Origin of the sequence: Streptosporangium sp. NPDC002544 (assembly GCF_040295965.1) — a bacterium.
Taxonomy (GTDB): Bacteria; Actinomycetota; Actinomycetes; order Streptosporangiales; family Streptosporangiaceae; genus Streptosporangium.
Genome location: NZ_JBEOWJ010000009.1, coordinates 127,484 through 139,767 on the forward strand (window position 1 = coordinate 127,484; position 12,284 = coordinate 139,767).

Consider the following 12,284-nt stretch of genomic DNA (forward strand, 5'->3'; position numbering starts at 1 on the left):
CGACCTCACCGGTCGCCGACCCCGATAGGAGAACCACCCGATGATCGAGACCTACACCATGAACGAGGACGGCGAGGTCAAGCGTCTCCGCCGCGAACTGGCCGCCTCCCTCAACCGCCAGGTCAACCTCGGCAAGGGCATGGACGCCGCCGCCGACATCATCCGCGCCGCCCTCCTCGCCGGCCACCACCACGGCGCCGCGGCCGGGCTGCGCGTCCTGTACGAGCGGGCCGCCGACGTCGAGGACGTCGACCTCACCGACGGCCTGCCCCACCCCGACCAAGAGGCGGTGTCGGGGTGACCCCCAAGGATGCCGAGATTCTCGACCTGTTCGCCGGGGGTGGGGGCTGGTCCGAAGGCCTGCGCATGCTCGGTCTCCGCGATGTCGGCCTGGAATGGGACGCTGCCGCGTGCGCCACCAGCGCCGCCGCCAGGCACACCACCATCCGCTGCGACGTCAGCCAATACCCGACCGAGCCGTTCAAGGGCCGTATCAAGGGAAAGATCAGCTCCCCGCCCTGCCAGGGATGGTCCCGCGCTGGCCTCGGCCTGAGTCTCCTTGACCAGCCACTCGTCCACCAAGCCGTCGAAGACCTCGCCCGCGGCCACGACACCCGTGCTGACCTGGCCGCCGCGTGCCGCGACAAGCGGAGCATCCTGGCGGCCGAACCGATGCGGTGGCTGTACGACCTCCGCCCCGAATGGGTGGCGATGGAGCAGGTACCCGATGTGCTCCCACTGTGGCGGCAGTACGCCGAGATCCTTCGCGGCTGGGGCTACAGCGTTTGGTACGGGCTCCTGAACGCCGCCGACTACGGGGTGTCGCAGACTCGCACCCGGGCCATCCTCGCCGCATCCCGGGCCCGAGGGGTCGCCCCGCCCATGCCGACGCACAGCGAGCACGGCCTCGGCCCGGACCTGTTCGGCGAGCATCGGCCCGCCTGGGTGTCCATGGAGGACGCGCTCAACCTGCCTTCTGGGATGCGCGTCAACACCCGCGGCAACCGGCGCACGTCCGGCGGCAACGAGTTCCCCTGCGACCGCCCGTCCTGGGCGTTGACGGAGAAGGCCCGCTCCTGGTGGGTGCTACGGCACAGCAAGCGGTCGAACGCCACGGTGCGACGCACCGACCAGCCCGCCGCCACACTCGTCGCCGGCCACGCCCGCCTCGACTATCAGTGGATCAAGGTGGGCGGGCAGGGCGACCTGGAGAAGCGGCCCCTGCTGCTGTCGGAAGCTGCGGTCCTGCAGGGTTTCCCACCCGACTACCCGTTCCAGGGCAGCGAGTCCCGCCGGTTCCTGCAGATCGCCAACGCCGTGCCACCGCTGCTGGCCGCACACGTCATCGCCGCCGCCACGGGCGTCCCCGTCCGGGAATCCCAGAAGGCGGCGTGACCCTCGACCTCGGCCACATCGCCCGCCCGTCCTGACCCCTCACCGACCACCAGGGAGCCGCCCGTGAGCCTGACCTGCCCCGTCCCGAGCTGCGTCCGCACCATGCCCGGCCACCTGCGCGTGTGCCGGGCCTGCTCCACCGACCTGCTCCGCGACCTGCGCGACGTGCCCAGCCTCGCCCGGCACCTGGAGGAAGCCGCGACCCGGCAGGTCCGGCTCGGCACCCCCGGCGGCGGCCCAAGGCGCGAGGAGCCCGTGCCCTGGGACGACCGCGCCCGCACCGCCCAGCACGCCCTGCGCACCGTCCTGGTCGGCTGGGTCCGCGTCCTCCAACACGGCGTACGCCCTTACGAGGGGCCGACGTGCCAAGACTGCGCGCACCGGTCCTGCATCTACATCAGCCTCGGCCGCAGCCCCGCCGACACGATGCCCGCCATGGCCGTGTGGCTCATCCGCCACCGCGCCATCCTCCTCGGCCGGCACTCCGCCCCCGAGGCCATCGACGGCATCCGCGAAGCGATCCGCCAAGCCCGCCGCGCCATCGACCGGCCCGCGGACCGCATCTACGCCGGCCCCTGCAACGAGTGCGGCGCCGACCTGCTCGCCAAGCCCGGCGCGCGCACCATCGTGTGCCGCCCCTGCGCCATGATCTACGACATCGGGCCCCGCCTCGAATGGATGCGGCGCCAGGTCGAGACCACGCGGGGCACCGCAACCTGGGTCGCCACCGCCGCAACCACCCTCGGCTACGACGCCACCCCCGCCGGCGTGCGCGGCCTCGCCCACCGCCTCCGCCTCTTCGCCTACGGCGTCGACCAGCTTGGCCGCCCGCTCTACCGGGTGGGCCACGTGCTCGACCTCCTCGACGGGGAGACCGGCGAGCGCCTGGCGGGTCCGGCGTGCGCGGCCTGCCACCACGCGACCTGCCGCCGCGTCCGTCAGCTTGACGCCGAACAGGGCGAACGCCATCCTGTGATCAGCTGAGACGAGAAGGCCCGCCACCGAGCGGGCCTTTCGCATGTCCAGCGACCTCCTGGATGAGGGTCCAGGTCGGGTAGGTCGGGTGAGGGGCGGCGGGACTTGGGGAAGGCCCGCCGCCCGCCCGAACCATCAACTCTGAGTTGATACATCGAAGGAGCACCGTGCGCCTGACCGACATCGTCTCGACCCTGGTCGACACCGCTCTCGCCAACCAGCTCAACCCCGGCGAGACCGTGGACCACGAGGTCATGATGGCCATCGTGTCCATCCCCGGCGGCCGGCGCCCCGAGCTCACCGTGCAGCTGGTCGGGTACAACGGCACCACCCCGCTGTCGGCCCCGGCCGCCATCATCGCCGGACCCACCACCACGCAGACCGCGATCGACGCGCACGTGGCAACCGCGCTCACCTGGATCAGGGCACAGTAGGACAGCAGTGCCTCGGAGTAAGGGCCGCACAGGCAGGCCATGGCGTCGCCTCACTCAGCGCCTGCGCACCAGCCCAGGCGGTGACGTGTGCTGGCTGTGCGGACAGCAGATCGACCTGACTCTGCCTCGTGAGCACCGCATGAGCTGGACTGCTGACCACCTGGATCCGATCAGCCTCGGTGGTGCACCTCGTGATGCATCCCTGCTTCGGCCGGCACATCGGGCATGCAACAGCAGCAGAGGCAACCGGATGACGTCGCAGGTGCGTCGGCAGGGGGTCCAGACGTCCGAGGTGTGGTGATCGCGAACACCACCGAGAGAACCGGACATCCTGACGTTTGCGCAGGTCAGAGACTTTTTAATTTTGATCTTTGGGCGACCCGCGCCCCCTCTCCCTTTTCTCTCCCCGCATCGATTCCCGGGGGTGATCATGGCTGTGGACCTCGCTGAGGGCGTCGGCTCGGGTGACCGACGCCAGGCCCTGACCGCGATCCGCGACAAGCTCACCGGCGAACTCAGGACCGCCCAGGGGCGTGATGCGGCGGTCCTCGCCAAGGAGCTGCGGGCCACCCTCGCCGAGCTCGACGCGCTCCCAGGCGGCAAGGAGGTCTCGGCCGTTGACCAGCTCGCTGCACGACGTGCGAATCGGCGCACAGACGCCGCGGGTGGGTAGGTGGCCCGCCTACACCTCCTCGGCTGCAGCGGAGTTCATCGACCTGGCCGAGTCGGCTGGCCTGGTGCTGGACCCGTGGCAACGGTTCGTACTCACCCATGGTCTGGGCGAACTACCGACTGGGCATTGGGCGGCCTTCATGGTGGCCGTCTGGTTGGCGCGGCAGAACGGCAAGGGCGGCGTGATCGAAGGCCTAGAGCTCGGCTGGCTGTTCTTGCTGCGAGAACGTCTCATTCTGCACTCGGCGCATGAGTACAAGACGGCCCAAGAGGCGTACCTGCGGATCAAGAGTCTGTGCGAGAGCACTCCAGACCTGGACCGGCGGGTGAACCGCTACTGGCAGGCCAACGGCGAGCAGGGCATCGAGCTGACCAAGAGCGCCGGCGGGGCGCGGCTGCGGTTCGTGGCCCGCTCGCGCACCTCGGGCCGCGGGTTCTCCGGCGACAAGAACGTGCTCGATGAGGCCCAGGAGCTCACCGCTCAACAGATGGCCGCGACCCTGCCCACCCTGTCGGCCCGGCCGAACCCACAGCTGTGGTTCTTCGGCACGCCACCGGAGGAGCCGGATGCCTGGGTGTACGGCCTGCGCGAAGACGGCGAGGCTGGCGCCCCGAGGATGGCGCACTTCGACTGGGGCGCCGACCTCGATCCGACCGACGCGGCCGACAGGCGGCGCGCGGCGACCGACCGGGACCTCTGGTACGCGTGCAACCCGGCGCTGGGCCTGCGGATCACCGAGGAGACGGTCGCTGCCGAGGCGCGGCCATCCGGCCTGGGGGACCTGTTCGCCGTCGAGCGCTTGGGCGCGTGGCGACCGCGGGCGTCGGCCGGGCCGGGCGTGCTGGACATCGCCGCGTGGGAGAAGCTGGTCGACCCCGCCTCGCGCCGCCAGGGCGATGTCGCGTTCGCCCTGGACATCACGCCGTCGCGGGATGCGGCCTGCATCGCGGTCTACGGGCTCCGCGAGGACGGCCTGGGCCACGCCGAGGTGATCGACCACCGACCGGGCACCGACTGGCTGGTGGATCGGGTGGTGGAGCTGCGTGAGCGGCACAACCCGGTGGCGATCGGTATGGACGTCAAGGGTCCGGCGGGTTCGCTGCTGGTCGACTTCGAGAAGGCGGGCGTCGTCCGGCCGGAGGATCCCGAGCATCCGAAGTACGGGCAGCTGGCGATCCCCAGCGCGGCGGAGGTCGCCGCCGGGTGCGGGCAGCTGGCCGACGCAGTCCGGCAGGGCACGCTGCGCCACATCGACCAGGACCTGATGACCACGGCCATCGTCGGCGCCAAGACCCGCCCGCTCGGGGACGCGTGGGGCTGGGGCCGGCGGGTCTCCACCGTGGACATCTCGCCGCTGGTGGCGGTGACGCTGGCCCGGTGGGCGTGGGAGACGCGCGCGCACCTGGTGGCCGCCGACTACGACGTACTGGATTCGGTCTACTGATGGGGGGCGGCGTGCGGGAGCTGGTGACGACCCTGCTGGACGTGCTGGGGCTGCTGCTGCTCGCGGCCGGGGTCGGTGCTGCGCTGCTGCCGTGGATCGGCTGGGGCGCGCTGACCGTCTCGGGTGCCGTCGTGCTGGCGGGGTCGTGGTGGGCGGCCCGTGCGGCGCGGCCGGCGGTTCGGGCCGGTGACCGGTGAGTCTGTTCTCTCGCCGGGCCTGGCCGGGGCAGACGGCCGCCGAGCTGATCCCGCAGCGGCCGGAGGCGCGGGCCGGGTCGGTGTCGGTGACGAACGAGACGGCGCTGCGGCACTCGGCGGTGTGGGCGTGCCTGCGGTTGCGGGCGAACCTGCTGTCGACGATGCCGGTGGACCTGTACCGGCGGGTGAGTGGCGTGCAGGTCGAGGTGTCGAAACCGGTCGTGCTGGTCACGCCCGGAGGCGACCGGGTCGACATGCAGGAGTGGCTGTACAGCAGCCAGTTCGACCTGGACCGGGCGGGTAACGTCTTCGGTCTGATCACCGCGAAGGACGGGCTCGGTCTGCCCGCGCGGATCGATCTGGTGCCGCTGGCCGAGGTGAGCGTGATCATCCGTAAGGGTGTGCTGGCGAAGTACCGGATCGCCGGGATCGAGTACGACCCCGCGCAGGTCTGGCACGAGCGGCAGTACACCGTGGCCGGCATGCACGTCGGCCTGTCGCCGATCGCCTACGCCGCCTGGTCGATCGGCGAGTACCTGAGCGTGCAGGAGTTCGCCCTGGACTGGTTCGGCAACGGCGCGATCCCGTCCGGGCACCTGCGCAACACCGCCAAGACAATCGATCCGAAGGACGCCGGGATCGCCAAGCAGCGGTTCAAGGCGGCCACCGCGAACCGGGACGTCTTCGTGACCGGCGCGGACTGGGAGTACTCCATGATCCAGGCGGAGGCGGCGGGCGCCGACTGGATCGAGGCCAAGCGGTTCGGCGTCGGCGACATCGCCCGGTTCTTCGACTGCCCCGGTGACCTGATCGACGCTGCGGTCTCCACCGGGTCGATCACCTACGCCAGCGTGACCCAGCGGAACCTGCAGCTGCTGGTGATGCACCTGGGGCCCGCCGTGGCCCGGCGGGAGAACGCGCTCAACCGGCTCACGCCGCGGCCGCGGTACGTGAAGCTCAACACCGACGCGCTGCTGCGCATGGATCCGCAGGGCCGGGCGCTGGCGCTGAAGACGCAGATCGACGCGCGCACGCTGACGCCCAACGAGGCGCGCGAGCTGGAGGACCGGCCGCCGTTGACGGCCGACCAGCTGGCGGAGTTCGACCGGCTGTTCGGCAGCCCCAATAAGCAGCCCGCCACCGCATCCACCGCGACCCCTGGAGCATCGTCATGACCGATCTGTCCGCTCTCCGGTCCGCCGCGGCGGCCGATCGCGCCGCCGCCGCCCGCGGCACCTCGATGGCGCTGCCTCGGGACCGGCCCGAGTCGCCCGAGGTGCGCTTCGCCTCCGCCTTGCGTGCGAAGAAGGTCGAGCGCGACGGCCAGCAGTGGTTCGAGGTCGAGGGCTACGCGTCGGTGTTCGAGCGCGGCTACGAGATGTGGGACATGTTCGGCCCCTACACCGAGGTGGTGTCGGTCGGCGCGGCCGACACCACCTTGGCCGCCGCCCCCGAGGTGGTGTTCCGGTTCAACCACACCGGCACCCCGATGGCCGGGACGAAGAACGGTCGCCTGGAGCTGTGGGCCGACGAGACCGGCCTGGGGCAACGCGCCTGGCTCAACCCGAAGCGCTCCGATGTCGCGCTGCTGGTGCAGGCGATCGAGGACAACGACGTGCGCGAGCAGTCGTTCATGTTCCGGATCACGAGCGGGCGCTGGTCTCCGGACTACACCGAATACCGGATCGACGCCTTCGACCTCGAGAGAGGGGACGTCGGCCCGGTCACGTTCGGGGCGAACCCGCACACCTCGATCTCGGCCCGCTCGGGTGAGTTCCTGGCGTCGATCCCAGAGCTGCCGCTGCTGGCCGCGCGGGAGGCATACGAGCGACTCGGCCAGCGGCTGGACGTGTCCGCCTCGCTACGGATGGCGCCGCCTCCCCCGCCGGTGCCCACTGGGCCGTCGGTGTCTCTGCTCCAGGCCCAGTTGCTCGTCGAGAAGGCCAGCGACGACCTGTAACACCCTGCGGTGACGTCCGGCAGATCGCCCGGACTGCCGCTCAACATCAGTACGCCGTCCGGCAGATCGCCCGGAGGCGAGAGACCCGACCGCCTGGCAGATCGCTCAGCCGCGGGTCGCACATCCCGTCATCGGATCTACCGGAAGGACAGCCTCATGGCTGCGACGCTTGACGACCTGATCGCTTCGATCGAGGTCGAGCTGGAGGCCGCGCAGAAGCGGGCCGCCAAGACCATCAAGGAAACCGAGCTGATCCTGGCCCGCGCGCAGCAGGAGGGCCGCTCCCACCTCAGCGAGGAAGAGGCCGCCCGGGTCGAGGAGCTCAAGGAGAACCGGACCAAGGCCAAGAGCGACATCGAGGGCGCCAAGCGCAAGCTGGCCGAGGCCAACGAGGTCAAGGCCGAGGAGATGGAGCGCACCGAGAAGCAGCACGAGATCACTCCGAGCAGCGTCCGTAGGCCCGCCTACGACCAGGTCGCGCGGATCGGCCACGAGGAGCGCACCTACAGGAAGGACACCGACCCGTACGGCAAGGGCTTCCTGCTGGACGTCTCCCGCCAGTTCCTGTTCCAGGACGTCGAGGCCAGCTCTCGCCTTTCGCGGCATATGGCCGAGGAGCGGGTCGAGCGGGCCGAGTACCTGCAGCGCGCGGTCGGCACCGGCGCCTGGGCGGGCCTGACGGTGCCGCAGTACCTGACCGACATGTACGCGCCGGCCACCGCGGCGCTGAGGCCGTTCGCCGACGTGTGCAACCAGCACCCGCTGCCCGAAAGCGGCATGAGCGTGAACATCTCGCGTGTCACCACCGCGAGCTCCGCGGCGCTGCAGGCGTCGGAGAACTCCGCGGTGTCCGAGGCGGACATGGACGACACGCTGCTGACCGTTCCGGTGCAGACCGCGGCCGGCCAGCAGACGGTGTCGCGGCAGGCGATCGACCGGGGGACGGGCATCGAGGACGTCACGATGCAGGACCTGTTCAACCGGGTGGCGACCGTGCTGGACAACACGCTGATCAACCAGGCCACTACGGGGCTGTCGGCCGTCGCGCAGGCCGTCGCCTACACCGATGCGAGCCCCACCGGCGCCGAGATGTACCCGAAGATCCTGGGGGCGGCGGCCGGGGTGGAGGCGGCGCTGCTGGCGATGGGCCGTCCAACGCACGCGGTGATGAACTCCCGCCGCTGGTACTGGCTGTCGGCGCAGATGTCGGCGGTCTGGCCGATGATCAACTGGTCGAACCTTCCAGTGCAGGCCGCTGGTGTCGCCAACGCGAACAGCTCCTATGCCTCGGGCCCGCGCGGCGTGCTGCCGTGTGGCCTGGAGGTCGTGGTCGACAACAACGTCGCCACGAACCTGGGCGCGGGTACCAACGAGGACGAGCTGTACGTCGTCCCGAAGGACGAGTGCCACCTGTGGGAGGACCCGGGTGCGCCGATGTTCATCCGCGCCGAGCAGGCCAAGGCCGCCTCCCTCGGTGTGCTGCTGGTGGCCTACTCCTACTTCGCCTACACCTTCGGCCGGTACGCCAACGGCATGCAGAAGGTCAGCGGCACGGGCCTGGTCACCCCGGCGTTCTGAGGAGCCTGCATGGGTCTGCGGAACGTCCTCGGCGACGTCGCACTGCCGGGTGCGGCGCGTACCGCCGGCACTTACACCAGCGGTCCGGTGGCCAATGCCGGAATGGCGGCCGACGTGCTGCTGATGGTGCACGTCACCGCCGTGTCCGGGACGCCGACGCTGAACTGCTCGCTGGAGGAGTCGGCGGACGGCTCTTCCTGGTCGGCGGTGCCGGGCAGCTCGACGGCGCAGCTGACGGCCGCGGGGAACGCGGTGGCGGTGGCGGCCATCACCAAGTCGTACGTCCGGGTCACCTCGACGGTGGCCGGGACGACGCCCAGCGTGACCTATCGGGCCACGCTGCTGATCGTCCCTGAGTAACGAGGAGGAAGCGATGGCCAGAGACGAGAACATGATCGCCGCGCTCAAGCGTGAGCGGGCGACGTACGTCAGCCGCGGCGAGGACGACCGTGTGGCCCAGGTCGACGAGCAGCTGAAGCACTACGGCTACGAGGGGACGCAGGACGCGGACCCGGGCGCCGTGGTCGAGCCGCAGGGCCGCACGAGCACGGCCGGTCAGCGGACCGCGGAGTCGGGCACGCCCGCCGAGGGTGAGCAGGCCGCGCAGACCGGTGCGACCAGCAGCAAGGCCAGCAAGAAGAGCAGCTGATGGTCGCACTGGTCACGCTGGCCGAGGCCAAGGCGCACCTGAACATCACCAGTGGCTCCGATGACGCGGAGATCATGGGGATGGTTGAGGCGGTCACCGAGCCGATCGAGCGGATCGTCGGCTCGGTGCTGCCGCAGGCGTACACCGAGCGGCACGACGGGCACCGGCCGATGATCGCGCTGTCGCATCGGCCGGTGCTGTCGGTGACGTCGGTGACGCTGCCGGGCGGCGGCACGCTGGTGCCGCCCGGCTACGAGCTCGACGCCGACGCCGCGGTGCTCACCCGGATGACCGGCATCCACCGGCGGGCGTGGGAGACGGGCCGGATCGCGGTCTCCTACACGGCGGGCCTGGCGGCAGTGCCGGCGCATGTGCGGCTGGCGGCGCTGATCGTGGTGCAGCACCTGTGGGAGACGCAGCGCGGCGGCCCGAGGGATCAGCGGTTCACCGGCGGGAGCGAGGACTGGAGTCCTGGCATGGGGTTTGCCTTGCCGCGCCGGGCGCTGGAACTGCTGGGTGATCAGACGGCAGGGATCGCCTGATGGCCTCGACGATCCCGGCCGTCCTGGACGCGCTGCTGGAGTCTTGGGCGGTGGCGCTGCCCGGCGTGCAGGTGGTCGAGGGCCAGCCACTCACACCGGAGCCGGACATCGTCTGTGTGGCCTTCACCGGCTTACCGGGCGAGCCTGCGATCGAGGCGACCGAGGACCGTGGCCAACTCGCTACGTCGCCGGACCGGGAGCGCTACGACATCGCCTGTTTGGCGTCGACGCAGCGGGGTGAGACCGATGCGCGGGCCGTGCGGGAGCGCGCGTTCGAGCTGCTGGAGATGGTCCGGGCCGAACTGCAGCGTGACCCGCAGTTGGGCGGGCTGGTGATGTCGGCGCGGCTGGCGGTGATGTCGCTGGTGGCCGCGCAGACCAGCGCGGGCGCGGAGTCGACGGTGCTGTTCCGGGTCCGCATCGACGCCTGGGCGAGGTGAGTCGTGTCCGAGATCAGGAAGCTCATCGCGGATCTGGGTCGGGTGCCAGCGGAGCTGCGTCAGGAGCTGCGGCCCGCGATCCAGGCGGCCGCTCAGGAGGTTCTGCAGGAGGCGCGTAGCCGGTCGTCCTGGTCGTCGCGCATCCCAGGTGCGACGCGGGTCGCGGTTCGGTTCACCGGCCGGGCGGCGGGGGCCTCCGTGGTGGTCAGTGCGGGCCGGGCCCCACATGGGCGGCCGTATGAGCATCTCGGCGCGGGGGGGACGTTCCGGCACCCCGTGTACGGCCGGGACACCTGGGTGACTCAGGCGGCGCGGCCGTTCCTTTTCCCTGCGGCGCGCGCGAAACGGGAGCAGGTCGCCCGAGAGATCGACAGAGCGGTGGAGCAGGCGCTGCGCCGTACCGGATGGAGATAGGAGGAAACGTGGCAGCACTGGCGACCACTGTGGTCGGCAACACCGGCTTGAGGATCGACAACCTGTTCACCGCGGCGGCGGGAGGCGGGGATACCTGCGAGACCGGCGCCGGAGTCGAACTGCACGTCAAGAATGCGGGTGCCTCACCGGTGACGGTGACGCTGGCCTACCCGGGCAAGTACGACGGCGACCAGACCGTGAGCGGCCGTACGTTCGTCGTGCCGATCACCACGGGGCACACCGTGATCCCGGTGCGGGACGTCTACCGCGATCCGGCGACCGGCCGGGCGGCCATCACCTACTCGGGTGTCACGTCGGTGACGGTGGCTGTGATCCGGGGCCAGGTGACGGGATGACGCAGATCACGCACCCCCAGATCCCCGGTAGCGAGGTCGACGTGCCGGAGTCGTCGCTGCCGTTCCACCAGGCGGCCGGGTGGGTCATCCGGGGCAGCCAGGACGACCCCGAGGTGACCGCGGCCGAGAAAGCTCGGGACCTGGCGTTGAACGGCCCAGGCGAGCAGGCGGAGCCTCCGGCCGAGCAGGACCAGACGCCGAAGAAGCGCTCGACCAAGAAGGACGGTGAGTGATGGCGGCCACGCCGATCGCTGCGGCAACCAGGTACATCAATCCCGAGACCACGAAGGTGTTGTGGCTCCCGTCGGTAGCGAACAAGAACGCGCCAACCCGGGCGGAGATCAACGCGGGCACCGACCTGTCGGGAGATGTCGCCGACAACTCGGGCTGGGTGGTCACCTCCAACCAGTCCGACGCCCCGGACATGGGCAGCCGGTTCACCGGTAAGGTCGCGGGCCGCATTACGGCGGACGACTCGTCGCTGTCGCTATACGCGAGCAAGGACTCCATCGACAGCCGGTCACTGATGCCGCGCGACACCAGCGCGTACGTCATGTGGATGGACGGCGGCGACGTTCCGGGCCGCAAGGGTGACGTGTTCCCGGTCACCGTGTCGAGCGTGGGCAAGCCCAGGTCAGTGGGCGACGAGCCTGCCCGGATCAACTTCCAGTACGCCATCACGTCCGCCCCGGCGGAGAACGTGACGATCCCGGCGTGAGCCTGCGGGAGAGGTTGCAGCAGCGGGCCAGGCCAACCGCGACCTGGCCGCTGCGGATCGACGACCCTGCTGCGGCGAAGCAGGAGCTGGAACAGGCCGAGACCGAGGAGCGGATCGCGTCCGTCGGTCTCGCCGAGGGCGTCGAGCAGGAGGCGGCGCGGGCCCGGGTGGCGGCGGCGCGTGCCGCACTGGCGGCCTGCTTCGAGCCAATCACCCTGGAAGCGCTGCCCCCGCCGGAGTTCGAGGCGCTGGCCGCCGAATACCCACCCGGCCCCGATGACGACGCGTGGAACAAGGACTTCCCGCCCGCGCTGTTCCTAGCATGCGTGCGGTCGGAGCTGGATCGCGAGGAGTGGGTTTCGATCTTCGCGAGTCAGCTGTCCCAAGGGGAGAAGATCGCGGCCTGCAATGCGGCGATCCAGGTGAACCTGAGGACGCCGGACGCCGGGCTCCCAAAAGACTGGATGCCGACCCCCAGCTAGAGCTGGAGCTGGACGTCTGCGCTGCCT

General features: G+C 70.7%; 19 protein-coding genes. All 19 read left to right on the forward strand.

Annotated elements, in window-relative coordinates:
• The first annotated feature begins 40 nt into the window (after positions 1–40).
• A complete protein-coding gene (locus tag ABT061_RS15730; protein WP_350917244.1) occupies positions 41–301 on the forward strand; it encodes a hypothetical protein in 261 nt (86 codons plus the stop codon).
• On the forward strand, positions 298–1,395 hold the full coding sequence (locus ABT061_RS15735; RefSeq protein ID WP_350917247.1) for a DNA cytosine methyltransferase: 1,098 nt from the start codon (positions 298–300) through the stop codon (positions 1,393–1,395). The genes ABT061_RS15730 and ABT061_RS15735 overlap by 4 nt, the downstream gene beginning before the upstream one ends.
• Before the next feature lie 63 nt (positions 1,396–1,458).
• Positions 1,459–2,379 (forward strand): hypothetical protein, encoded by a 921-nt coding sequence (locus ABT061_RS15740; RefSeq protein WP_350917250.1) that lies wholly within the window; start codon positions 1,459–1,461, stop codon positions 2,377–2,379.
• A 158-nt stretch (positions 2,380–2,537) separates the two neighbouring features.
• Positions 2,538–2,804, forward strand: coding sequence for a hypothetical protein (locus tag ABT061_RS15745; RefSeq protein ID WP_350917253.1), 267 nt, complete (start codon positions 2,538–2,540; stop codon positions 2,802–2,804).
• Positions 2,805–3,234: 430 nt separating this feature from the next.
• Positions 3,235–3,477, forward strand: a complete 243-nt coding sequence (locus ABT061_RS15755) for a hypothetical protein (RefSeq protein ID WP_350917259.1) — start codon at positions 3,235–3,237, stop codon at positions 3,475–3,477.
• Entirely contained in the window at positions 3,422–4,921 is a 1,500-nt protein-coding gene (locus tag ABT061_RS15760; RefSeq protein ID WP_350917262.1) for a terminase large subunit domain-containing protein, read from the forward strand. The genes ABT061_RS15755 and ABT061_RS15760 overlap by 56 nt, the downstream gene beginning before the upstream one ends.
• Positions 4,921–5,118 carry a hypothetical protein gene (locus ABT061_RS15765; RefSeq protein ID WP_350917265.1) on the forward strand — a complete coding sequence of 66 codons (198 nt, stop codon included), beginning with the start codon at positions 4,921–4,923 and terminating at the stop codon, positions 5,116–5,118. Before ABT061_RS15760 ends, ABT061_RS15765 begins: the two co-directional genes overlap by 1 nt.
• Complete coding sequence (locus ABT061_RS15770; protein ID WP_350917268.1) at positions 5,115–6,293, forward strand: phage portal protein; 1,179 nt, start codon at positions 5,115–5,117, stop codon at positions 6,291–6,293. The genes ABT061_RS15765 and ABT061_RS15770 overlap by 4 nt, the downstream gene beginning before the upstream one ends.
• The gene (locus ABT061_RS15775; protein WP_350917271.1) at positions 6,290–7,078 is read left to right on the forward strand and encodes an HK97 family phage prohead protease; all 789 of its coding nucleotides are present in this window, start codon (positions 6,290–6,292) and stop codon (positions 7,076–7,078) included. The genes ABT061_RS15770 and ABT061_RS15775 overlap by 4 nt, the downstream gene beginning before the upstream one ends.
• 156 nt (positions 7,079–7,234) lie before the next feature.
• Positions 7,235–8,656 (forward strand): phage major capsid family protein, encoded by a 1,422-nt coding sequence (locus tag ABT061_RS15780; protein ID WP_350917274.1) that lies wholly within the window; start codon positions 7,235–7,237, stop codon positions 8,654–8,656.
• A 9-nt stretch (positions 8,657–8,665) separates the two neighbouring features.
• The gene (locus ABT061_RS15785) at positions 8,666–9,016 is read left to right on the forward strand and encodes a hypothetical protein (RefSeq protein ID WP_350917277.1); all 351 of its coding nucleotides are present in this window, start codon (positions 8,666–8,668) and stop codon (positions 9,014–9,016) included.
• Positions 9,017–9,029: 13 nt separating this feature from the next.
• Positions 9,030–9,305, forward strand: a complete 276-nt coding sequence (locus tag ABT061_RS15790; RefSeq protein ID WP_350917280.1) for a hypothetical protein — start codon at positions 9,030–9,032, stop codon at positions 9,303–9,305.
• Positions 9,305–9,847: a head-tail connector protein gene (locus tag ABT061_RS15795; protein ID WP_350917283.1), complete on the forward strand. Its 543-nt coding sequence runs from the start codon at positions 9,305–9,307 to the stop codon at positions 9,845–9,847. The genes ABT061_RS15790 and ABT061_RS15795 overlap by 1 nt, the downstream gene beginning before the upstream one ends.
• Complete coding sequence (locus tag ABT061_RS15800) at positions 9,847–10,287, forward strand: hypothetical protein (protein ID WP_350917286.1); 441 nt, start codon at positions 9,847–9,849, stop codon at positions 10,285–10,287. Before ABT061_RS15795 ends, ABT061_RS15800 begins: the two co-directional genes overlap by 1 nt.
• Positions 10,288–10,290: 3 nt before the next feature.
• On the forward strand, positions 10,291–10,701 hold the full coding sequence (locus tag ABT061_RS15805; protein ID WP_350917289.1) for an HK97 gp10 family phage protein: 411 nt from the start codon (positions 10,291–10,293) through the stop codon (positions 10,699–10,701).
• 8 nt (positions 10,702–10,709) lie between these two features.
• Positions 10,710–11,057, forward strand: a complete 348-nt coding sequence (locus ABT061_RS15810) for a hypothetical protein (RefSeq protein WP_350917292.1) — start codon at positions 10,710–10,712, stop codon at positions 11,055–11,057.
• Complete coding sequence (locus ABT061_RS15815) at positions 11,054–11,290, forward strand: hypothetical protein (RefSeq protein WP_350917295.1); 237 nt, start codon at positions 11,054–11,056, stop codon at positions 11,288–11,290. Before ABT061_RS15810 ends, ABT061_RS15815 begins: the two co-directional genes overlap by 4 nt.
• Positions 11,290–11,775, forward strand: coding sequence for a phage tail tube protein (locus tag ABT061_RS15820; RefSeq protein ID WP_350917298.1), 486 nt, complete (start codon positions 11,290–11,292; stop codon positions 11,773–11,775). The genes ABT061_RS15815 and ABT061_RS15820 overlap by 1 nt, the downstream gene beginning before the upstream one ends.
• Entirely contained in the window at positions 11,772–12,257 is a 486-nt protein-coding gene (locus ABT061_RS15825) for a hypothetical protein (protein ID WP_350917301.1), read from the forward strand. Before ABT061_RS15820 ends, ABT061_RS15825 begins: the two co-directional genes overlap by 4 nt.
• Positions 12,258–12,284: the final 27 nt, after the last annotated feature.